25 protein-coding genes are annotated in these 22,020 nt (G+C 59.6%); 16 read left to right on the forward strand and 9 right to left on the reverse strand.

The genetic code is table 11. The annotated features are described in order from the left end of the window. The first annotated feature begins 2 nt into the window (after positions 1-2). From AC07Y2_RS15780 to ppnP, 3 genes are all read left to right on the forward strand, one after another. Complete coding sequence (locus AC07Y2_RS15780) at positions 3-1,964, forward strand: acetyl/propionyl/methylcrotonyl-CoA carboxylase subunit alpha (RefSeq protein WP_103386336.1); 1,962 nt, start codon at positions 3-5, stop codon at positions 1,962-1,964. Positions 1,965-2,033: 69 nt separating this feature from the next. Next, positions 2,034-2,576, forward strand: coding sequence for a 3'-5' exonuclease (locus AC07Y2_RS15785; protein ID WP_039770400.1), 543 nt, complete (start codon positions 2,034-2,036; stop codon positions 2,574-2,576). A gap of 81 nt (positions 2,577-2,657) precedes the next feature. Next, positions 2,658-2,942, forward strand: coding sequence for a pyrimidine/purine nucleoside phosphorylase (ppnP, locus tag AC07Y2_RS15790; protein WP_007940055.1), 285 nt, complete (start codon positions 2,658-2,660; stop codon positions 2,940-2,942). A 71-nt stretch (positions 2,943-3,013) separates the two neighbouring features. On the opposite strand, the gene AC07Y2_RS15795 is transcribed toward ppnP, so the two are convergent. Both AC07Y2_RS15795 and AC07Y2_RS15800 read right to left on the reverse strand, forming a co-directional pair. Then, a complete protein-coding gene (locus tag AC07Y2_RS15795; protein WP_103386337.1) occupies positions 3,014-3,820 on the reverse strand; it encodes an MOSC domain-containing protein in 807 nt (268 codons plus the stop codon). A gap of 90 nt (positions 3,821-3,910) precedes the next feature. Then, positions 3,911-4,846, reverse strand: a complete 936-nt coding sequence (locus AC07Y2_RS15800; protein WP_003226705.1) for a chemotaxis protein CheV — start codon at positions 4,844-4,846, stop codon at positions 3,911-3,913. 453 nt (positions 4,847-5,299) lie between these two features. Between AC07Y2_RS15800 and AC07Y2_RS15805 the strand changes: the two genes are divergently transcribed. From AC07Y2_RS15805 to AC07Y2_RS15815, 3 genes are all read left to right on the forward strand, one after another. After that, positions 5,300-5,770, forward strand: a complete 471-nt coding sequence (locus tag AC07Y2_RS15805; RefSeq protein WP_039770405.1) for a hypothetical protein — start codon at positions 5,300-5,302, stop codon at positions 5,768-5,770. A gap of 481 nt (positions 5,771-6,251) precedes the next feature. Further along, positions 6,252-7,145 (forward strand): sensor histidine kinase, encoded by an 894-nt coding sequence (locus tag AC07Y2_RS15810; RefSeq protein ID WP_039770407.1) that lies wholly within the window; start codon positions 6,252-6,254, stop codon positions 7,143-7,145. Continuing rightward, positions 7,142-7,801 carry a response regulator transcription factor gene (locus AC07Y2_RS15815; protein ID WP_039770409.1) on the forward strand — a complete coding sequence of 220 codons (660 nt, stop codon included), beginning with the start codon at positions 7,142-7,144 and terminating at the stop codon, positions 7,799-7,801. Before AC07Y2_RS15810 ends, AC07Y2_RS15815 begins: the two co-directional genes overlap by 4 nt. Here the strand turns inward: AC07Y2_RS15815 and yegS are convergent. Continuing rightward, the gene (gene yegS, locus AC07Y2_RS15820) at positions 7,785-8,702 is read right to left on the reverse strand and encodes a lipid kinase YegS (protein ID WP_039770721.1); all 918 of its coding nucleotides are present in this window, start codon (positions 8,700-8,702) and stop codon (positions 7,785-7,787) included. The genes AC07Y2_RS15815 and yegS overlap by 17 nt on opposite strands. 314 nt (positions 8,703-9,016) lie before the next feature. Between yegS and AC07Y2_RS15825 the strand changes: the two genes are divergently transcribed. Then, a complete protein-coding gene (locus tag AC07Y2_RS15825) occupies positions 9,017-9,325 on the forward strand; it encodes a hypothetical protein (protein WP_170844867.1) in 309 nt (102 codons plus the stop codon). 56 nt (positions 9,326-9,381) lie between these two features. On the opposite strand, the gene AC07Y2_RS15830 is transcribed toward AC07Y2_RS15825, so the two are convergent. Then, complete coding sequence (locus AC07Y2_RS15830; RefSeq protein WP_103386338.1) at positions 9,382-10,608, reverse strand: molybdopterin molybdotransferase MoeA; 1,227 nt, start codon at positions 10,606-10,608, stop codon at positions 9,382-9,384. Next, positions 10,592-11,131 (reverse strand): molybdenum cofactor biosynthesis protein B, encoded by a 540-nt coding sequence (moaB, locus tag AC07Y2_RS15835; RefSeq protein WP_039770415.1) that lies wholly within the window; start codon positions 11,129-11,131, stop codon positions 10,592-10,594. Before moaB ends, AC07Y2_RS15830 begins: the two co-directional genes overlap by 17 nt. Before the next feature lie 81 nt (positions 11,132-11,212). On the opposite strand from moaB, the gene mobA reads away from it, so the two are divergent. Together mobA and AC07Y2_RS15845 are read left to right on the forward strand one after the other, a co-directional pair. Next, a complete protein-coding gene (gene mobA, locus AC07Y2_RS15840; protein ID WP_103386339.1) occupies positions 11,213-11,815 on the forward strand; it encodes a molybdenum cofactor guanylyltransferase MobA in 603 nt (200 codons plus the stop codon). 78 nt (positions 11,816-11,893) lie between these two features. Then, positions 11,894-12,115 (forward strand): YgdI/YgdR family lipoprotein, encoded by a 222-nt coding sequence (locus AC07Y2_RS15845; RefSeq protein WP_039770418.1) that lies wholly within the window; start codon positions 11,894-11,896, stop codon positions 12,113-12,115. An 81-nt stretch (positions 12,116-12,196) separates the two neighbouring features. Here the strand turns inward: AC07Y2_RS15845 and AC07Y2_RS15850 are convergent, their stop codons facing one another. The 3 genes from AC07Y2_RS15850 to AC07Y2_RS15860 form a co-directional block, all read right to left on the reverse strand. Continuing rightward, positions 12,197-13,090 carry a pseudouridine synthase gene (locus AC07Y2_RS15850; protein ID WP_103386340.1) on the reverse strand — a complete coding sequence of 298 codons (894 nt, stop codon included), beginning with the start codon at positions 13,088-13,090 and terminating at the stop codon, positions 12,197-12,199. A 69-nt stretch (positions 13,091-13,159) separates the two neighbouring features. After that, positions 13,160-13,477 (reverse strand): hypothetical protein, encoded by a 318-nt coding sequence (locus tag AC07Y2_RS15855; protein ID WP_064598282.1) that lies wholly within the window; start codon positions 13,475-13,477, stop codon positions 13,160-13,162. Positions 13,478-13,641: 164 nt separating this feature from the next. Continuing rightward, complete coding sequence (locus tag AC07Y2_RS15860) at positions 13,642-13,878, reverse strand: glutaredoxin family protein (protein ID WP_007955734.1); 237 nt, start codon at positions 13,876-13,878, stop codon at positions 13,642-13,644. A gap of 190 nt (positions 13,879-14,068) precedes the next feature. Between AC07Y2_RS15860 and AC07Y2_RS15865 the strand changes: the two genes are divergently transcribed. Beyond that, positions 14,069-15,781 (forward strand): cation:proton antiporter, encoded by a 1,713-nt coding sequence (locus AC07Y2_RS15865; RefSeq protein ID WP_103386341.1) that lies wholly within the window; start codon positions 14,069-14,071, stop codon positions 15,779-15,781. On the opposite strand, the gene AC07Y2_RS15870 is transcribed toward AC07Y2_RS15865, so the two are convergent. Beyond that, complete coding sequence (locus AC07Y2_RS15870) at positions 15,778-16,986, reverse strand: ammonium transporter (RefSeq protein ID WP_103386342.1); 1,209 nt, start codon at positions 16,984-16,986, stop codon at positions 15,778-15,780. The two genes, AC07Y2_RS15865 and AC07Y2_RS15870, sit on opposite strands and share 4 nt — an antisense overlap. A gap of 318 nt (positions 16,987-17,304) precedes the next feature. Between AC07Y2_RS15870 and AC07Y2_RS15875 the strand changes: the two genes are divergently transcribed. The 6 genes from AC07Y2_RS15875 (at position 17,305) to AC07Y2_RS15900 (ending at position 22,012) form a co-directional block, all read left to right on the forward strand. Then, on the forward strand, positions 17,305-17,619 hold the full coding sequence (locus AC07Y2_RS15875; RefSeq protein WP_007955729.1) for an ElaB/YgaM/YqjD family protein: 315 nt from the start codon (positions 17,305-17,307) through the stop codon (positions 17,617-17,619). 2 nt (positions 17,620-17,621) lie between these two features. Continuing rightward, positions 17,622-18,008, forward strand: a complete 387-nt coding sequence (locus AC07Y2_RS15880; protein WP_011335280.1) for a phage holin family protein — start codon at positions 17,622-17,624, stop codon at positions 18,006-18,008. Next, on the forward strand, positions 18,005-18,343 hold the full coding sequence (locus AC07Y2_RS15885; RefSeq protein ID WP_039770424.1) for a hypothetical protein: 339 nt from the start codon (positions 18,005-18,007) through the stop codon (positions 18,341-18,343). Before AC07Y2_RS15880 ends, AC07Y2_RS15885 begins: the two co-directional genes overlap by 4 nt. A gap of 122 nt (positions 18,344-18,465) precedes the next feature. After that, positions 18,466-19,629 (forward strand): EAL domain-containing protein, encoded by a 1,164-nt coding sequence (locus tag AC07Y2_RS15890; RefSeq protein WP_039770425.1) that lies wholly within the window; start codon positions 18,466-18,468, stop codon positions 19,627-19,629. Between the two features lie 68 nt (positions 19,630-19,697). Beyond that, positions 19,698-21,026, forward strand: coding sequence for a deoxyguanosinetriphosphate triphosphohydrolase (locus AC07Y2_RS15895; protein ID WP_039770427.1), 1,329 nt, complete (start codon positions 19,698-19,700; stop codon positions 21,024-21,026). A 359-nt stretch (positions 21,027-21,385) separates the two neighbouring features. Next, complete coding sequence (locus AC07Y2_RS15900) at positions 21,386-22,012, forward strand: response regulator transcription factor (protein ID WP_039770429.1); 627 nt, start codon at positions 21,386-21,388, stop codon at positions 22,010-22,012. Positions 22,013-22,020 lie beyond the last annotated feature (8 nt).

The following is a 22,020-nucleotide window of genomic DNA, read 5'->3' on the forward strand; positions in this document are numbered from 1 at the left end:
TCATGCCAGCCCTCCACAAAATCCTGATCGCCAACCGCGGTGAAATCGCCTGCCGCATCCAGCGCACTGCCCAGGCCCTCGGTTATCGCACCGTCGCCGTTTTCAGCGATGCCGACGCTGACGCACTGCATGTCCAAATGGCGGACGAGGCCGTGAACATCGGCCCGGCACCCGTGCAGCAGTCCTACCTGAACATCCCGGCCATTCTCGACGCCGCCCGGCGCAGCGGCGCCGACGCCATCCATCCGGGCTACGGTTTTCTCTCGGAAAATGCCGAATTCGCCCGCGCCTGCGAACAGGCCGGCCTGACCTTCATCGGCCCCAGCGTCGAAGCCATCGAACTGATGGGCAGCAAACGACAGTCGAAAATCGCCATGCTCGCCGCCGGCGTCCCCTGCATCGCCGGCTATCAAGGCGCCGAGCAGGACGACGTGACGCTGACCCGCGAAGCCGAACGCATCGGTTACCCGTTGATGATCAAGGCCAGCGCCGGCGGTGGCGGGCGCGGCATGCGTCTGGTGCACAGCGTCGAGGAATTGCCAGCGCAATTGCGCACCTCCCGTTCGGAAGCATTGAACGGTTTCGGCAGTGATGAACTGATCCTCGAACAGGCGTTGATCGAGCCGCGACATGTCGAGGTGCAGCTGTTCGGCGACCATCACGGCAACCTGATCTACCTCGGCGAGCGCGACTGTTCGATACAGCGTCGCCACCAGAAAGTCATCGAAGAAGCGCCGTGCCCGGTGATGACCGAAGAACTGCGCCAGGCGATGGGAGAAGCGGCACTCAAGGCCGGGCGTGCGGTGAACTACGTAGGTGCCGGCACCGTGGAGTTTTTGCTTGATACCGATGGCCGGTTCTACTTTCTGGAGATGAACACCCGGTTGCAGGTCGAGCACCCGGTGACGGAGTTGATTACCGGGCTGGATCTGGTCGCGTGGCAACTGGCAGTCGCCGAGGGGCAGCCTTTGCCACTGACCCAGGCGCAGGTGAAACTCGATGGCCACGCGATGGAAGTGCGCCTCTACGCCGAAGACCCGGCCCAGGGTTTTCTGCCGCAGACCGGGCGTGTCGAAGCCTGGGCGCCGGCACTGGATCGCGGCGCGCGGGTCGATCACGGCCTGATCGAAGGACAGTCGATTTCACCGTTCTACGACCCGATGCTCGGCAAACTGATCGCCCACGGCGCGACCCGTGAAGAGGCACGGCGCAAACTGCTGCGCGCCGTGCAGGACAGCGTGTTGCTTGGCGTGCAGAGCAATCAGCGCTTGCTCGCCAGCCTTTTGCAGCATCCGCAATTCATCAGCGGTGAGTTCGGCACTGGCTTCATCCCTCAACATTTCGCCGATCACGATTGCCTGCACGCCTATTCGCCCAGTGCCGAAGAGCTGGCCATCGCGGCGGTGATTTTTTACCAATCCGCCGCGCAACAACATCGCGCCCTGTTGTCCGGATGGCGCAACAACGCCGGCGCGCCGTTGCTCTATCGCATCGGCCTCGACGCCCGCGAATGGAACGTGCAACTGCGCGCCAGACCGGACAACACGTTTGAAGTGCAGGTCGCCGAACGTGTCATCAAACTCACGCTGGTCGAGCACACCGCCGGGGCCGTGACACTGGAAATCGATGGCCTGCGTCAGCGCCATGCCTGTCGCCTGCGCGACGACCAGCTCTGGCTGTTCACCCACCCCGGCAGCCTGCATCTGGTGGACCGAACTCAAGCGGTGATCGACAGTCAGACCAGCGTCAGTTCCGGCACGTTGAAAGCGCCGATGGATGGCGCCATCATCGATGTGCTCGTCAGCGAAGGCAGCCCGGTCAGCAAGGGCCAACTGCTGGTTGTGCTGGAAGCGATGAAAATGGAGCATCCGCTCAAGGCCGGCATCGACGGCGTGCTCAAGCGGGTGCAGGTCAAGGTCGGCGATCAGGTAAAAAATCGTCAGGTTCTGTTGCAGGTCGAGTAGTCGCCGCGCGCATCCGCAAGGTTTGACTACGCTCTGAATAATCAGGACGCGGAAATCAGGAACCCTGCGATGCCCCATTGGCTGGTCATAGATCTGGAAGCCACCACCGATGAGGGTGGCTGGCCGGTTACGGAAATGGAGATCATCGAGATCGGCGCGACCCTGGTTGATCGCGCCGGTCGCGAGCAGGATCACTTTCAGCGCTTCGTCAAACCGACGCGGCGCCCCTTGTTGACGCCCTTTTGCCGCGAACTCACGCACATCACCCAGGCCAACATCGACGCGGCGCAGCCGTTGAGCGAAGTGTGGCCTGCGTTCGAGCGCTGGCTCGGTCAGCACCAGACGCGCCTTGAAGGCTGGGCCAGCTGGGGCGATTACGACCGCAAGCAGTTGCTTCAGGAATGGCAGCGCCTGCAACTCGACAGCGCCCTGAGCCGGGTGCCGCACATGAACCTCAAACAGCGCTTTGCCAAGGCCCGGCGCCTCGAACGGCCTCTGGGCCTCAATGGCGCGTTGCAACTGGCGGGGATGCAATTCAGCGGTCAACAACACCGGGCACTGGAGGATGCGCGCAATACCGCACGCCTGTTGCCACTGGTATTGCCACTCTAGACAGATGACGACGCCCGGAGCCTTGTGCATACTGGCCGCCCCTTTTTGACCCTTTTAAGCCCTTTTCGAGAGGAATCGCCCATGTTTAAAGTCAACGAGTACTTCGACGGCACCGTCAAGTCGATCGCTTTTGGCACCGCTGAAGGCCCTGCGACCATCGGCGTCATGGCCCCGGGCGAATACGAATTCGGCACCAGCCAGCGTGAAATCATGCACGTGGTTTCGGGCGCCTTGACCGTCAAACTGCCGGACAGCAGCGACTGGGAAACTTTCGCCGCGGGCAGCCAGTTCAATGTGCCAGCCAACAGCAAGTTCCAGCTGAAAGTGGCCGTCGACACCGCTTACCTGTGCGAATACCGCGGCTGAAACCCCGGTTTCCTGCGGTCATGAAAAATGCCCGTGTCCAAGGACACGGGCATTTTTCGTTTCAGGGCGGGTTATTCGAGGATTTCCACCGGCATGCCAACTTCGAGTCGACCGTTGCTGTCGTTGACCAGGTTCTGGCCGAACATCGCGCCGTCGGCCTGGGCACGGGTCTTCTGCAGGGTCGCCAGTGGTTCGCGGTCAGCGCTGCGCTCACCGGTCTGCGGATCGATCGTGGTGAGAATGCAGCGTGAGCAGGACTTGACCACGCGGAACTCGACATCGCCGATTCGAATCCGCTTCCAGCCATCCTCGGCGTAAGCATCACTGCCTTCGATCACCAGATTCGGCCGGAACCGCAGCATTTCCAGCGGACGCCCGACCGCCTGCGACAGGTGTTGCAGCGATGCCTCACCAATCAGCAGCAGTGGAAAGCCGTCGGCGAATGCCACTTGATCGTCGTCATTGCCGTACCCGGCCTGAGTCGTCCGGGCGCGATCCAGCGGCACTTGCACCAGGCGCGTCGGTTTGCCAATGAAATCGCTGACCCAGCGGGCCGCCTCTTCACCGGCATCCGGCACACGCAGGGTGTCACGCCAGATGGTCACGCCACGCAGGTTGTCGTCGCTGCCGGGCAAGGCAACATCGATTGCCGAATGCCCCGGCGCGCTGAGCGTCAGGCCACCGCTGGCGTTCCACAGCGCCGAGAGCTGGCTCATTTTCGCTTCGGCACGCAGGGTCAGGAACCGCCCGCTGGCCTCATCCACCAGCATCCAGCGTCGGTCACCCTCAAGCCCCAGTTTGTCCAGGCCGATCCCTTGCAGGACCTCGCCCTTGGCGGATTTCAACGGGTAACGATAAAGCGCGCTCAGACGCAGCATGGCCAGCTCCCTGGTGGGTCAAAAACGCCACCCTATACGAGCTTTGTCAGCGAATCAAAGGCTGACGCGAGGTCAGCCTCGACAGGTTGATCAGGCCGGTACTTCGTCGAGCATCAGACGCTGGCGCACCACGTCGACCAATTTGTCCGGCTGGAACTTGGAGAGGAAATTGTCGCACCCGACCTTCTTCACCATCGAATCGTTAAAGCTGCCGGACAGCGAAGTGTGCAGCACCACATACAGGCCACGCAGGCGCGGGTCGTTGCGGATTTCGGTGGTCAGGCGATAGCCGTCCATTTCCGGCATTTCGGCGTCGGTGAACACCATCAGCAGTTTGTCGGTCATGTTCACCCCGGTGTCCGCCCAGGCCTTGAGCATGTTCAGGGCTTTCAGGCCGTCGCTGGCGATGTGCATCTTCACGCCCAACTGGCCGAGGGTGTCGCGCAATTGCGAGAGCGCCACGTTGGAGTCGTCCACCAGCAATACTTCGCGGCCACGGGCGCGTTCCAGCACCGGATCGTCCAGTTTGTCGCGCGAAACCTTGGCGTTGTACGGCACGATTTCGGCGAGGACTTTCTCGACGTCGATGATCTCCACCAGTTGATCGTCGACCTTGCTGATGGCCGTCAGATAATGCTGACGACCGGCGCTGGTCGGTGGCGGCAGAATGGCTTCCCAGTTCATGTTGACGATGCGATCCACGCCACCGACGAGGAACGCCTGCACCGAACGGTTGTACTCGGTGACGATGATCGTGCTGTTCGGGCCTGGCACCAGCGGGCGCATGCCGATCGCCTGGGACAGGTCGATCACCGGCAGCGTCTGGCCGCGCAGATTGACCACACCGCAGACAAACGGGTGACGCTGGGGCATCAGGGTCAGTTTCGGCAACTGCAGGACTTCCTGAACCTTGAACACGTTGATCGCGAACAATTGGCGTCCCGCCAGTCGAAACATGAGAATTTCCAGGCGATTCTCACCCACCAGTTGCGTGCGTTGGTCTACCGTGTCGAGAATGCCGGCCATCAATGACTCCTGGGCTTGTTCTGATGAATTCACTATTGGGGGTTATCGGCTGAATCTGGCGGATCTTGATCCCGTCAAAAATCGCCAACAAAATGCCATGAACAGGCATTGATGTCACATTAACATCATGCTTTACTGGCTCCGCAGAAATCATCTGCTACATTCTCTTCGGCGCGACCCTGATTTGCGCCACAGGTTCCCGTGCCTAAGGGAATCCCCTAGGAACAATCAGGCCTAACCTGATATTCGCGATATCCAATAGCCATTAATGTGACGCCATTCTCATTGCATGAACGGAGTCAGGCTATTGTGTGCGATCGCAGTTCAGTGGAAACACATCCTCTTGAAACCCCAGGTCTGTGCCAATGCACACCGGGGCGCGGTCTCGCGACGGTTCATGATCGTCGACACACACGGCATTCCCTCATCAGACATGACGTGGTGGAGATAAGCATGCCGAACGACCGTAGTGAATGGGCGCAGCGGTTCCCCGAATTCCTTGTCGAGGCTGAAACGCTCCTGGCCAAGTCTGAAGAATGCCTCAGCCATCTGCAGCTGATCAGCAATGACAAGGACGCCATCGACTGCATGCTCAGCACCCTCCTCAAGCTGGCGAACAAGGCCGATGCCCTGGGGCTGGAGGCGGTATCCGAATTCTCCCTGCACCTGCATGGCTTGCTCACCCAGGTGCAGGGTCACGTGGATTTGCATGCACAGGCCCTGGAAGCACTGAAGGATTGCTTCACCCTGATGGCCTGGCAACTGGAGCTGGTTGATCCAAGTACCGGGCAATTGGGTCTGGATGAAAGCGAGCAGGTGTCGCTCATCGAAGCCTTTGCCTGCCAGGTCGGCCAGACACACTTTCAATTGCCGCACAACGGCAAGTCCCTGACCCTCGTAGCCTGGTCGGAACGGCAAGCGTAATCGGGCACACCTTGGGCCGCTTGAGCCGGTCAGCTTTCGCAGTCGAATGTCGCAAATGAATAGTTCATGCCTGCCTGCGACCCTCCCGATAAATAATTACACTCGCTGAATGCAGACTACCCTCTGCTGATATCAGGGTTTTCCTGTGTAAAAGAAAACTTGCGACCGCATCGATAATTATCGGGTCAGGTATTTCAACTTTCCATTATGGAACCTTCGTCCAACATGGCCTGTTTCCTGACTCTTTGGACATATAGGGCAAACGCGACCAACGGTATGTTAAGTGGTATTATGCCGGCCGTTAGTTGTTTCAATTAATGGCATTGTGACTTCAATGATCGGTCTCCACCGAAGTTGGCGCTCAATTATTGATCACTGAACCATTTTGAAATCAACAACCTGAATGAACGTTTTCCAGACAGAGACCGCCAGTCCTTCTGACCGGTCTGCCCGCAGCGAACATCCATTGGCTCCATCCGCTATGTACGCCAGTCTCAAGTCAATCACCACATGGCCTCCCTCCCGAGAAAATGCCCGCAGGATTACCCTCCTGCTGTGTACAGGCTCGGCTCTGGGCAGTGTGTTGACCTATGGATTGTCCGCGCAGCTGTCGCTCGGCCTGTTGTTGATCAACGTGGCGGCTGCAGGCTGCGTCTGGACACAACATCGCCTGTCGCGCAAATCCATCAAGTTCCAGCCTCAGGAACTGGCCGACCGTTTGCTGGAAGTCCAGGAAAACGAGCGCCATCGCCTGAGTCGCGAACTGCATGACGATATCGGCCAGTTGTTGACCGCCGCCAAACTGCAAAGCGAATGGCTCAAGCGCCGCTTGCCCGCGGATATGCAGGAACACTGTTCGGTACTTTGCGAGACGCTGGAAGAAACCCTCAACAAGGTGCGCGACGTTTCGGCCATTCTCAACCCGCGGCAATTGACCAGCCTTGGTCTGGAAGCGAGCCTGCGTGCACACCTGCTCAAAGTATTGGCCAATACTTCGGTGCACTGGAGCCTGGACTGCCAGCAGCGCCTGAATGGAATCCCCGAAGAGATGGCCGTCGCAGCGTTTCGCATCACTCAGGAAGCGGTGACCAACATTCTTCGCCATGCGCAGGCCAAAAACCTGTTGATCCGCGTGCAACGTCTGCCACAGGGCCTGACCCTGCTGATCAGCGATGATGGCCTGGGTTTTTCCCCGGCGGCGAACCCTGGTCGCGAAGGACAGCGCGGCATGGCCGGGATGGCAGAACGCATCGAGCAACTGGGCGGTACACTCAGTGTGACCAGCGAGCCCGGCAAAGGTACTCAAATCGAAGCACTATTCCCCTGGGCGCCCCGGGCACTCGAGCGGGCCAGTACGAATAAGGTTATGCGTTGACTTGTAACTTACTTCTGGTGGATGACCACTCGCTGATCAGGGCCGGCGTGCGTGCCCTGGTGCTGGATATTCCCGGCTATGCAGTCATCGGCGAGGCCAATGATGGCTCGCAGCTGCTCGAGATGGTCGAGCTGCTGTCCCCCGATATCGTATTGCTGGACATTTCCATGAAAGAAACCGGCGGGCTGGAAGCCCTGCAGCGACTCAGAAGAGTACGCCCACAGAGCAAAGTGCTGATTCTGTCGATGCACACCGACCCCGCGCTGATCATGCAGGCACTGGAGTCCGGTGCTCACGGTTACCTGCTCAAGGACACCACGGCCACCGAGCTCGAACATGCACTCGAAGCCCTGCGCAACAACGAGCGCTACTTGAGCCCTGCCATCGCCCATACCGTGATCAATCAGGCACTGACCCGCAACCTGAAACAACAGCCGGAAGTCGCCGAGTCGCACAACCTGACCGCACGCCAGCTGGAAATCCTGCGCCTGATCGTGCGTGGCAAATCCACGCGAGAAATCGCCAACGGCCTGGGCTTGAGCATCAAGACGGTCGAAACCCACCGCTCGCAGATCATGAAACGCCTGCAGATCTACGATGTGGCGGGCCTAGTGCTGTTTGCCGTGCGAGAACAGATCATTAGTCTGGACGATTGAGCCTGGGAGTGACGCTCAGCAGCGGTGAGTCCTTCGGCAGATGCACACGCAACGCCCCGGGGCGCGCCGCAAACCGTAAACTTTCGCCCTCCAGGGGCTCGCCGTCGAGATTGATGTAAAGCCCTTCGGCGACCTTGATTTCAACCCATGGCAAACGGGCGCGCACAAACATGTTGTCAATGCCGAAGCCGTCGCTGAGCAGATTTTTCAGGGTGCCAACCAACTCCTGCGGCGCCGGCAGGATGCTGATATCCAAAAGACCATCGTCCACCAGCGCTTCGGGGCACAACACGTGTCCGCCGCCGGCCTGACGGCCATTGCCGATCCCGAGGGCCAGCAACTCGCCTTGCCAATGGAAATCCGGCCCCTGCAACTCACCGTACGCGGCATGCAGTTCACTGAACCGCGTCAAACCGGTGAACAAATAAGCTGCGCCACCCAATACCTTTTTCAGATCTTCCGACGTGTTGGCCGTTACCTGGCTGCCGAATCCTCCGGTCGCCATGTTCAGGAAGATCTGCCCACCGACTTCACCCAGATCGATGTCGTGGGCGGGCGCTTCAAGCAACTCAAGCGCCTCGGTCGGCTCCATCGGAATACCTGCCGCGTGGGAAAAGTCGTTGGCAGTTCCCAGCGGTAAAAGCACCAGACCGGCTTTGCCTGGCTGCGCCGCCAGCGCTTCGGCGATATCACGCAGGGTGCCATCCCCACCGCCGGCGATGATCTGGCGGTATCCCGCCGCCAGCGCCTCTTCCACCAACCGCTGCGCATCGCCGGCCTCCCAGGTCAGACGCACAGCCAGCTCCCAGCCTTGCTCTCGCTTGTTCTCGACAGCGGCACGAACCGCCTCGTTGAGTGCCTGCTTGCCATGCAGAATCAACAATGCCTTGCGTTCACTCATTGCGGTCACTCCCGGAATCAAATTGGTACGCGACATCTTGACCCTCTAGATCGATAAAAAAGTCGTACTTCTTCTGATTAATTCCTGAAGCTCGCCCTCCTCGTCCTACATACCGGTACTTTTTCGTACAGAACGTAAGGAATCGGCTCAATTGACCCAGCCCGGCCATTGGTACAACGTGTGTCGGCGTTAGCGATCTTCAATTCAATTACACAAGGATGTGCATGTAATGAGTGGAAACAGTTTCAGGACTTTCGATATTTTGCATTTCGGCATTCGCCAAGAGAGCCCCACGGCAGCAGGTGGACGTTTCCATGCAAAGCCGTGAAGCAGGACTAGCCGTGAGTCCGGTTGCCTCTCTCTCCGAAAGTCGCGCCAGCCTCAAAGACGAATTCAAATGCAGCGCCAGAAATACCGGAGAAAACAATATGGAACCTCGTGTCACCGAGCTGGAAACTCACCTCAAGTACATTCGACGCGACATGGACGAAGTCAGAGGAGACGTCAAAGCCATCAAGCACCGCCTTGCCTACTCGGCAGGTGCGACAGCGATGGTGCTCGGACTGGTGGGCTGGATCGCCAATAGCCGGTTCGACCAGCTCGTTGCACTGATCAGTCGTTGACTGGCAGAAAGGCAGGCATCGTGTAACCACTGTGCCTGCCTTTCAAATACCTGCGATCAACCGAGAAGCTCGCTGAGTGGAATGAATGGCACCTGGTCTCCTACGGCCAGGACTCGGCCCTCCCGTACCTCCACCAGCCCCTCGGCCCAGGCAGCGCTGCGCAGAACGCCCGAACTCTGGTTACGGTAGATAATCGCTTGCCCCTGCTCCAGGCGCCCTCGCAGAAATTCACGGCGGTTACCGGCATGAGGCCAGACAAATCCTGCGGGCACCGAAACTTTCAGCGGCTCGACATCCTGCACGCCCTGGCGACGTAACAGATAAGGTCGGGCCAACAAGGCGAAAGTCACCAGTGTCGAGGCAGGATTACCCGGCAACCCAATCACCGGAACACCGCGAAAATGCCCGACCGTCAATGGCTTGCCGGGTTTGATTGCCAGCTTCCAGAGTGTCAGTTCGCCCTCCTCCCTCAATGCGATTCCGAGGAAATCCGCCTCTCCGACCGATACGCCACCGGTCGACAGAATCAGGTCTACATCCTGCAGTTCCCCAAGTCGCGCGCGGGTAGTGGCCAGATCATCAGGCAGAATGCCGGCATCAACCACTTCATGTCCCAGGCGCTGCAACCAGCTGCACAAAAGCACCCGGTTGCTGTTGTAGATCTGTCCCGGCCCCAACGTCGTGCCCGGCTCGACCAACTCGTCTCCGGTGGACAAAACCGCCACACGAACCTGGCGAACGACCTCAAGCCCTGCACAACCCAGCGAGGCAGCCAGCCCCAGCTCGATCGGACCGAGCCGAGTTCCTGCAGACAAGACCAGTTCACCGACGGTCGTTTCCTGGCCTTGCGGGCGAATGTTCTGCCCGGCCACCATCGTCTCGATGAAACTCACGCGCTCATCGGCATGAATCTCGACGTTTTCCTGCATTTCGACACAGTCGGCACCGGCAGGCACCGGCGCGCCGGTAAAGATCCGGGCACAGGTGCCTGGTTTCAAAGGTTCCGGTGCCTGTCCAGCGAAGATCTTCTGACTGACTGGCAACGGCTCACCGGTCCAGTCGGCCAGACTCAAGGCATAGCCGTCCATGGCGCTGTTCGGCCAAGGTGGCAGATCCAGCGTCGAAATCAGATCCTGCGCCAGCACTCGCCCCTGAACCTGCGCCAGTGGCAAAAACTCGTACTCGACAATCCGCGAGCTCTCGGCCATTTCCAGCAATCGCGTCAATGCCTCTTCGACCGGCATCAGACTGCCGGTCTTGCCCGGCTTACCCACGGGATTCACAAGGCGCTGCCTTTTTCAAATGAGTGACGAAATTGCATGGGCGGTGACGTGAGTCCAGTTGCTCGGCGAGGATGCCATCCCAACCGGTGCGCACGGCATTGGTCGAACCAGGCAGGCAGCAGACCAGCGTGCCATTGGCCAGTCCCGCCAAAGCCCGAGATTGCACGGTGGAAGTGCCGATGTCGGCAACCGATATCTGACGAAAAAGCTCACCAAAACCATCGACCTGCTTGTCCAGCAGGCAAGCAACCGCTTCCGGGGTGCTGTCACGGCCGGTAAAACCGGTGCCGCCGGTAATCAGCACGACTTGCACGACGTCTTCGGCAATCCAGTAGGCAACTTGCGCACGGATCTTGTACAGGTCATCTTTGAGCAGCACACGCTGCGCCAGATGGTGGCCGGCGGCCGTCAGACGGTCGACGAAGACCTGGCCGGAGGTATCGGTTTCCAGGGTTCGGGTGTCGCTGACCGTCAGCACTGCGATATTGAGCGGTGCGAAAGGTACATCAGCCTTGGCTTTCATAGGCTCGTCCAGTTGTAGGAGAAACAGCCCGGTGTTATATCACAGCGCCCCCTTTTTTCGCCGCCCCTGCGGAGAGTTGCCATGACCTCGAACACGCCATTACCACCTTGCTCCATTCTGTTACTGGCAGGTGGGCGCGGCCAGCGCATGGGCGGCAAGGACAAGGGGCTCGTGGAATGGCACGGTGAACCGTTGATCGCGCATATTCATCGTAAAGTTCGGTCGTTGACCGATGATCTGATCATCTCCTGCAACCGCAATCGTGAACGCTATGCGCCATTTGCCGAACAGTTGGTATGCGATGACGAGGAAGATTTTCCCGGTCCGTTGGCCGGCATTCGCGCCGGCTTGAAAGCCGCGCGCCACACCCACCTGCTGGTACTGCCCTGCGATGTCCCGCGCATCGATCTTGCGTTGCTGCAGAACATGCGCGAGGCGGCCAGTCTGAATTCTGAAAAACCTTTAATGTTGCGACATGACGATCACTGGGAACCGCTGCTTTGCGTAATCCCCGTGGCACTCCTGCCCGCCTTCGAAAACGCCTGGAGCGCCGGAGAGCGCAGCCCTGGCCGGGTCATGCGCAATCTTGATGCCCAGGCCCTGGTTTGCCCTGACAATGACCCACGCCTGGCCAATCTCAACACCCCTGAACTGTTGAGTTCGCACAACACTGTGTCAGACTGACAGCATTCAAGGAACTTGCACGCCTTGTATACGTCTCAAGCTCAGTAACCAAAAGAATTTCCCTTCGGAGACACACTCATGACTCAACGGACCCTCGCCACTTTCATGCTCGCACTGGGCCTCGCCACCCTCGCCGGTTGCGCTTCGCCAACAGTGATCACCTTGAATGACGGTCGCGAAATCCAGGCTGTCGACGCCCCTAAATATGATGAAGATTCGGGCTTCTACGAGTTCGAACAACTGGACGGCAAGCACACTCGCATCAACAAGGATCAGGTTCGTACTGTCAAAGAGCTTTAATTCTTCAGTTCGACACCCGATACAGAAAGCCCGCAATATGCGGGCTTTTTCGTGTCTGACCGAAAACAATCGATAGCGGGATCACCAGTCCAGCGTGATGCGGCTCTCGAACTCGCGGGGCTGCCCCGTAACCGGATCGATGAATCGCAGGCCTTGCGCCAGAAGTTTCAGCGGATTGGCGTAGTCATCCTCAACGTCTTTTAGCACGTCGGGATAAAACGGATCATTGCAGATGCTCGCCCCCAGCGCCGTCATGTGTACCCGCAGTTGATGCTTCTTGCCGGTCACCGGATACAGGCCGTAGCGCCAGAGATCACCATTCCTTTCACGCACCTCCACCGCCGTTTCGGTGTTACTTGCACCCGCCCCCTCCTTCATGCGGAAGAAAGGTTCGCCATCGACGAGACGACTTTTATGTACCAACGGAAAGTCCAGCCCAGGTAACGCAGCCGCAATGGCTTCATAGCGTTTTTCGATTTGCCGCGTCGGGAACAGCGACTGATACGCCGACCGCGTCTGTGGGTTGGCCGAGAAAATCACAAGCCCGGCCGTGTGCCGGTCAATCCGATGCAGCGGCACCAGATGGGGATTGTTCAGGCGCCGGATCAATCGGCGAAGCAGCGTCTGTTCGACGTACTCGCCTGCCGGGGTCACCGGAAGGAAATGCGGTTTGTCCGCCACCACCAGATGGTCGTCCGCATACAGGATCGACTCGACCACCGGGATCGGCTTTTCATCCGGTACTTCACGAAAGTAGTGAATGCGCAGCCCTTCCTTGTAGGGCAAGTCCAGCGCAATCGGCTGACCCTCGCCATCGAGCACCCGGCCCCGGGCGATTCGGTCGAGCCATTGATCGCGCCCGATGGCACTGAAATGCTCACACAGGCAGTCGAGCACTGTCCGCCAGCTACCGGGGGGCAGATACAGCGTGCTGGCCTGATTCTGTGCGGCGGAAAACGTGGGTGTGCTGGACATACAGAGAACTCGAACCTTCAAAGCAGAGCCGCATTATCCAACACCCGGCGCAGCAGACCTAGCGCAGAATCAGGCGGGGATCGATTTGAGCGCCGCCGCCTCGGTGAATTCCTTGAGCCAGCGCAGAACATCGACGGCCTCCCAGCGGCCTGGGTCGTACAAGGCGTACAACAATCCCTGATAACCGACCACATCCAGTTGCTTGTGATAACCGGCGCGCTGAAACAAGGCCTCGATCTCGGCAAAGCACGTATTGAAATGCAGCTTGTTGAAGGGAGTCTTGCCTTCCGTGACCAGACCGTCCAGGCGCAATTCGTGGACGGCCTCGCGCACCACGTCAACCGACATCCCGTTCACGCTGCTTTTCAACTGTTCGACATTGACCACGGTGGCTCCCTCTGACATCCGGTTTGCCCTGACGAATGCCCGGAAACGGCATGGCAGGCCAACCCAATTACTGTATGCGCATACAGTAACCGAATAACCCGAAAAGTGCCAAGCCGTGATTAGCGAAGGTGACGAACGCCATCAACGCAAACGAGAAAAAGTCATTAACGCAGGAATGCCACTACCTGATCGGCGCTGAACGGCCACCCCAGTTCCGCGCCGGTATCGACCCTGCGCAAGACCGGGATTCGCAGGCTGTAGGCCTCGAACCACGACTCATCGTCAGCAATATCCACCAGCTCCACCAGCAGACCATGCTCGACAAAAGGCATCAGTTCAGCCTCGGCGACTTCACACAAATGGCACCCCAGGGTGCCGAACAACTGGCATTCAGGAAGCATGTGCGCTCAACCCCAAAAATCGAGTGATCATTCTAGGCCTGCCCGCAAGGCCCGTCGACCTGCCCACCGGGCTCAAATCCGCTCTTCGCAAAACCCTGATGTAAATCAGCCCACAAAATTGCCGTTTACGCGATGCTCCAGTGTTTTTTACCTCTACGCTTGAAGAGCCTGACCTGTTCCGGAGTGTCTTGTGTTTGCCAATCTGCTGATCATTCTGGCGTCGTCCCTGGTGATGATTGCCCTGTTCCGTCGCCTGCGCCTGCCGCCTGTGCTGGGCTACCTGTGCGTGGGCTTGATGGTCGGGCCGAAAGCATTCGACTGGATCAATGAAAGCGAACATCTGCCGGATCTTGCCGAACTGGGCGTGGTGTTTCTGCTGTTTTCCCTGGGACTGGAATTCTCCCTCTCTAAAATGATCGCCCTGCGCAAGGTGGTTTTCCGTCTGGGTAGCCAGCAGGTGCTGATCACCACACTGCTGCTGGGAAGCGTGCTGATGCTCCTGGGCATGCCCGCCACACCGGCCTTGCTGCTGGGCGCTGGCCTGTCGTTGTCATCCACGGCGATTGTGACCAAGGAACTGAGCAGCCTCGGCGAAATCTTCAGCAGCCATGGCCAGAACGCGGTAGGAGTCCTGTTGTTCCAGGACGTGGTGGCCGTATTGCTGCTGACGCTGGTGCCGGTGTTCGCCGGCAGCAGTGATCAGGCCTGGTACTGGGCGCTGCCCCTGACTTTGCTGAAGACCGTGTTGCTGTTTTTCGGTTTGTTGCTGGCCAGCCGCTGGCTGCTTCCCCGCCTGTTTCAGGAAGTCGCAGCGTCCCGCTCGGCGGAGCTGTTCGTACTGCTGGCACTGGTAATTGTGCTGCTGACGGCCTGGCTGACCCACCTGCTGGGCCTGTCCCCGGCCCTCGGCGCGTTCCTCGCGGGCATGCTGCTGGGCGAGAGCCATTATCGACATCAGATCGAGGCCGATATCCGGCCGTTTCGCGACATTCTGCTGGGATTGTTTTTCGTCAGCATCGGCATGCTGATCGACCTGCAACTGTTCGCCAGCCACAGCCTGCTGATTATCGGGATGACCCTGGGTTTACTGGTGATCAAAGGCCTGGTGGTGGCGCTGCTGGTGAAATGGCGCGGCAGCGACAGTGAAACGGCCTGGCGCAGCGGCCTCGCCCTCGCCCAGGGCGGTGAATTCTGCTTCGCCCTGATGGCACAGATGCAGCAAACCCGGTTGCTCCCCGCCGAACTCGGTGCGCTGCTGCTCGCCGCCACCTTCTGCTCGATGCTGCTGACGCCCCTGCTGTTACGCGCCGCACCGCGCATCGCCGCCGCCCTGCACCGCAAACCCAACCAGGAAGCGCAGATCGAGGAAATCAGCGCCCTCAATGCGGGGTTCGACGGGCATGTGGTGATTTGTGGCTACGGCCGTGTCGGTCAGTCGATCGGGCGTTTCATGCGCAATGCCGGGCAAACCTACGTCGCGCTGGACAACGATCCGGTGCGGATCCAGGAAGCCGCCACCGCCGAGCGCGACGTCCACTACGGCGATTCAACCCGCGGCGATCTGTTGACCGCCGTCGGTTTGCTGCGCGCCAGGTTGCTGGTGATTGCTGTGGATCAAGCCGACGTGGCTCTGCGGGTTCTCAAGGAGGCAAGACGCCTCAACCCGACGGTGCCGATTCTGGTGCGCACCCGGGACGACAGCCAGTCGGCCGAGCTGAAAGCAGCCGGCGCCAGTGAAGTGGTGCCGGAACTGCTGGAGTCGAGCCTGATGCTCGGTTCCCATGCCTTGATCCTGCTCGGATTTCCTGCACACCGGGTGCAGGAGAAAGTCGATCAGGTGCGCATCGATCGTTATCGCCTGCTTCACGGCTTTTACCCCGGAGCCGACGATGAGGAGACCTAGTCCTGGCTTACCGCGCCGATCTTGTGCAACGACAGGTCGGCGCCGTAGTACTCCTGTTCCTGGCTCAGGCGCAGACCATGCAGCGCCTTGATCGAGCCATAGACGGCGAAACCGCCGGTCAACGCCACCGCCACACCGAGGGCGGTGCCGATCAACTGGCTGATCAGGCTGACGCCACCGAGCCCGCCCAACGCGGTCGAGCCGAAGATCCCGCAGGCAATGCCGCCCCACACGCCACACAGACCGTGCAACGGCCAGACACCCAGCACGTCATCGATGCGCCATTTGACCTGCGCCGCCGTGAAGCACCAGACAAACAGGGCGCCGGCAATCGCGCCGGTCACCAGCGCGCCAACCGGGTGCATCAGATCGGAACCGGCGCACACCGCCACCAGACCGGCCAGCGGACCGTTGTGCAGAAAGCCCGGGTCGTTGCGACCGACGATCAGCGCCGCCACCGTTCCGCCCACCATGGCCATCAGCGAGTTGACCGCCACCAGCCCGCTGACCCCCTGCAGGGTTTGCGCGCTCATCACGTTGAAGCCAAACCAGCCGACGATCAGAATCCACGACCCCAATGCCAGAAACGGAATGCTCGACGGCGCGAACGCCACCAGCTTGCCATCGCGATAGCGTCCGTTGCGCGGCCCGAGCAGCAGCACTGCCGCCAACGCCAACCAGCCGCCCATGGCATGCACCACCACCGAACCCGCAAAATCATGGAAACCAGCGCCGAACTGTGCGGTCAGCCAGGCTTGCACACCGTAGTTGCCGTTCCAGATCATGCCTTCGAAAAACGGGTAGATGAACGCAACGATCAGCGCCGTGGCGCACAGTTGCGGCACAAACCGCGCTCGCTCGGCGATGCCGCCGGAAATGATCGCCGGGATCGCCGCCGCAAAGGTCAGCAGGAAGAAAAACTTCACCAGTCCATAACCATGATCGGCACTGAGTACCGCCGCCGGTTGCAGGAAGGTCACTCCGTACGAAAGCCAGTAGCCTATAAAGAAATAGGCCAGGGTCGACACCGCGAAGTCGCTGAGAATCTTCGACAGTGCATTCACCTGGTTTTTCTGGCGAACCGTTCCGACCTCCAGAAACGCGAAACCGGCGTGCATGGCCAGCACCATGACCGCACCGATCAGAATGAACAACGTGTTGGAACTGTGAACCAGCGTGTCCACAGCGCTTTGCAGATTTTCCATGAGGAGGCAGACCCGAGGCTGAAAAAGGCACCAAAGCGGTTCACGCGCACATTTCATGCACCAAGTTGCGACCATGCAGTCACTGATCCGGCAGGTCGGTGAACCGCTTTGGCGCACAAGGTCGATGGGCTGACATGAACCTTCATCATCCGGGCCAAGGTTTGCCCGGTTTTACGCCCGGCAACAGCGCACTGCCACCGATCGACGCACCACGACACAGCAAAAGCTGTACCAAGCACTTGTACTGAACCTTCACACTTGGCTCATACTCGAACGCTTCAGAACACCGCTTCAGAACGCCACTTACGGAGATCCCCCATGGCCAGCATCAAGGCAAAGACTGCTCAAGAAATCCTGATGAACGACTTCCAGACCCTGGTCAGCGACACTGAACGCTTGCTGGAGCACACCGCCACGCTGGCCGGTGATCAGGCCGATGAGTTGCGCGAACAGATCCACGAAAGCCTGCTGCGCGCGCGGGAAACCCTGAAGCTGACCGAAGACACCCTGCGCGAGCGCGGTCAGGCGGCGGTCACCGCCACCGAGGAATATGTGTCGGCCAACCCGTGGCAATCGGTGGGCATCGCCGCCGGCGTCGGCTTTCTGATTGGCCTGCTGGCCACGCGGCGCTGATCATGTCGATCGGTGAATCCGGCCCGAACTCGGGCACCGCCTCCTCCACGCGTCGTCTGGGTGCTGCTGTTCTCGGTCTGCTGCACAGCCACGTCGAATTGTTCGGCATCGAACTGCAGGAACAGAAAGCACGCACCGTCAGCCTGTTGCTGTTCGCCGGCCTGGCACTGGTGTTTGCGCTGCTGTTGCTGGTCGGCCTGTCGACGCTTGTCCTGATCGTGTTCTGGGACACGTATCGCCTGGCCGCAATTATTGGTCTGTGCGTGTTCTACACCTTGGCGGCAATCTTTTGCGCGCTGCGTCTCAAAGCCGCGATCTTCGATGAATCCTCGCCTTTCCACGGCACGCTGGAAGAACTGGCCAATGATCGGGAGCGCCTGTTGCCATGAACCTGCCTGAACTTCCGCACAACAGCTCACGCCGGGAAATGCGCAAGGCACTGATCCGCCTGCGCATGGAAATGCATCGTCAGGAAATCCGCCATGAAACCGGCCAGGTCCTGCAACCTCTGCAACGCATGCGTGGCATGACGCAAAACCTTCAGGGCGGTTTCGGCATCAAGCACGCGCCGTTGTGGGGCGTGGCGGCCGTGACACTGCTGGGCTTCATCACCGGTAAAGGGGCCAAAAGCGGTGGCGTAGGCGGTTTGACCCGACTGATCCGCCTGGGCACCAGCCTCGCTCCGCTGATCAAACTGGTCATGCAGAGCTCGAGCAAGCGCTGAACCTTCGCATCTGGCTGCATTCTTGCAATACCGGCGGGATTGAATCTTTATCCGGAGGTTCAATCCCGCTTGCCTGTCCGGCTGGCAGAATTCGACCAGAACAAGAACGACAAGGAGGCCCCGTGATCGACGGGCAACCGCTCGCCTGCTTTCAACCTTTCATCGATACCGCCACCGGACGCATTGCCGGGGTCGAGGCACTGGGCCGTCTGCGCCAGGCCGATGGCCAACTGGCGTCGGTCGGACCGCTGTTCGCCGACCCGCGCACCCCGGCCATCGCGCTGCGCCGCATGGACCGGCAGATCCGCGACAACGCGCTGAGTCGACTGCACGAGGCGCCGCCGGACTGGTTTCTCAGCCTGAACATGTCACCGCGCTGGATCAGCCGCTTGCGTGCCGACCAGGCACTGCCCAGCCTGAAGCAACTCGCGCGGCACGGTATCGACCCGCAACGGATTGTTTTCGAGATCACTGAACTGGGCGGTAACAGCCAGCGCCTGACCGAAGTCGTGGCGCGCTACCGCGATGCCGGCGCCCGGATCGCCATCGACGATTTCGGCGCCGGTTATTCGCAGCTCGATCGTGTGCTGGCGCTGCAACCGGACATTCTCAAACTCGACATGCGTCTGTTCCAGGCCGCCGCACTGGGCGGGCCGAGCAGTGACGTGGTCAAGGCCCTCGCGCAAATGGCCGAAAAAACCGGCTGCTGGATCATTGCCGAAGGCGTGGAAACTGCGGCGCAACTGAATTTCGCGCTGGAGTGCGGATCGCGTTACGTGCAGGGTTTTTTGTTTGCCCGGGCGCAGGAGGCGCTTTTTGGTACGAATGACTTCGTGGAGCGCTTTGCCGAGCTGCGCCAGTCTTACGTGCGTCAGAAGCTGGCCGAGCGCAGCAAGCTGATGTTCATGCGCCAGCAGCTCAGTGAACTCATGACCATCCTCCAAACCTGGGCCCAGGCCCGCGCCCCACTCAGTGCACTGCCACAGCTCGACGCCTTTCCCTGGCTGCTGCGTTTTTATCAATGTGACCGCCACGGCACCCAACTGACGCCAAACCTGGAGTGGCGCCCCAGCGGCTGGGTCGCCGACAATCGCTATCTGGGTCACAACTGGTCGTGGCGCCCCTACTTCTATCACCTGCTGGCCGAAGGCTGGGAGGAACGGCGCCTGACCCTTTCCAACACCTATCGCGACGCTACCAGCAACCAGTATTGCCTGACCGCCGGACAGTTTTTTGATAACGGCGAGCGCCTGCTGCTGATCGACATCGATGCGGCGGGGCTGTAGTTGCGCTTGCAGATGCCAGCCTGAACCGGGAAGCTAGGGAATCAGTCACCAGACGGAGAGAATCAGCCTTGGATTGGCATACCCTGCTCAACCGCGAACGTCTCGGCAAACCGTTGCACAGCTCGCAGGAACTTGGCCGCAGCCCGTTCCATAAAGACCATGACCGCATCATCTTCTCCGGCGCCTTCCGCCGTCTGGGGCGCAAGACCCAAGTGCATCCGGTGTCGAGCAACGACCACATTCACACGCGCCTGACCCACTCGCTGGAAGTCAGTTGCGTCGGCCGCTCGCTGGGCATGCGCGTCGGCGAAACCCTGCGTCGCGCCTTGCCTGAATGGTGCGATCCGAGCGATCTGGGCATGGTGGTTCAATCGGCTTGTCTGGCACACGACATCGGCAACCCGCCGTTCGGCCATTCCGGCGAAGACGCGATCCGTCACTGGTTCCAGCAGGCTGCGGGCCGCGGCTGGCTGGATGCGATGAGCGATGCCGAACGAGGGGATTTCCTGAATTTCGAAGGCAACGCCCAAGGCTTCCGGGTACTCACGCAACTGGAGTATCACCAGTTCGACGGCGGGACCCGACTGACTTACGCCACCCTTGGGACTTATCTGAAGTACCCGTGGACCGCTCGTCACGCCGACTCCCTCGGTTACAAGAAGCATAAGTTCGGCTGCTACCAGAGCGAGCTGCCGTTGCTGGAGCAGATCGCCCACAAGCTGGGTCTGCCGCAACTGGAAGAGCAACGTTGGGCGCGCCATCCTCTGGTGTATCTGATGGAGGCGGCGGACGACATCTGCTACGCCTTGATCGATCTGGAGGATGGCCTGGAAATGGAGCTGCTCGATTACGCCGAAGTCGAGTCGCTGCTGCTCGGTCTGGTCGGTGATGACCTGCCGGAAACCTATCGCCAGCTCGGCCCGCAGGATTCGCGCCGGCGCAAACTGGCGATCCTGCGCGGCAAGGCCATCGAACACCTGACCAACGCCGCCGCCCGGGCCTTCGTCGAACAACAGGACGCACTGCTGGCCGGTACGCTGTCGGGGGATCTGGTGGAACACATGCACGGCCCGGCCAAGCGTTGCGTGTTGAACGCCAAGGACATCGCCCGCAAGAAAATCTTCCAGGACAAGCGCAAGACCCTGCACGAGATCGGCGCCTACACGACCCTGGAGATTCTGCTCAACGCCTTCTGTGGTGCGGCCCTGGAACAGCACAACGGCCGCACGCCGTCGTTCAAGAGCCGCCGGATTCTCGATCTGCTGGGCAACAACGCACCGGATCCGCACGGCCCCTTGCACGCGTCGTTCCTGCGCATGATCGACTTCATCGCCGGCATGACCGACAGCTACGCCAGTGACATGGCGTTGGAAATGACCGGACGCTCCAGCCATTGACGCCTGCTGCCCGGCCGATCCGCAATAGGGCGGTCGGGCAACGCAGACGCATATGCCGATCATTTTCCCTCTGCAGGTGTATTCAGTTGCAAGGGACAAAGATAACCAGAAGTCAACTAATGACACTCATTGAAAGCCTTTAGCCGGTAAACTTTCTCTGGCCGCCATAAACTTTATAAATTCCCGCCATTGAACATCTCACGCGCTTACCTACGCCAAACCTAGTTAACCCGTAGTCTGATTCCTCTTTATTTGTAGGACTTATCCTAGATTGCCGCTAACGCCCTGAGGGTTCATGCGGCTGTTCATTCGATTGAGCTAAGGTTCGCCCTTTATTTGCGCTCGTATGGGATTTGATTATGAACTCCGTTTTTATTGTCGACGATCACCCGGTCATCCGCCTCGCCGTTCGAATGCTGCTTGAGCATGAAGGTTATAAAGTCGTCGGAGAAACCGATAACGGTGTCGATGCCATGCAGATGATTCGCGAATGCATGCCCGACCTGATCATTCTCGACATCAGCATTCCCAAGCTCGATGGCCTGGAAGTCCTGGCCCGCTTCAATGCCATGAGCTCGCCATTCAAGACGCTGGTACTGACTGCGCAATGCCCGACTCTGTTCGGTATTCGCTGTATGCAGTCAGGTGCATCGGGTTACGTGTGCAAGCAGGAAGACCTGAGTGAACTGGTCAGTGCGATCAAAGCTGTTCTTTCCGGTTACAACTACTTCCCCAGCCAGGCCTTGAACCCTGTTCGTCATGACGACGTGCGCTATGCAGAACTGGAACTTTTCAAATCAGTCAATGATAGGGAACTCATGGTTTTGCAACTTTTCGCCCAAGGCCGTACAAACAAGGAAATTGCCAAAGGCATGTTTCTCAGCAACAAGACAGTCAGCACTTACAAGAAACGACTGATGCAAAAACTGAAGGCCAAGTCTCTCGTAGAACTTATCGAAATGGCCAAACGTAACGCACTCGTGTGAGAGCCAAC

The organism is Pseudomonas sp. GW456-12-1-14-TSB6, from assembly GCF_059424205.1.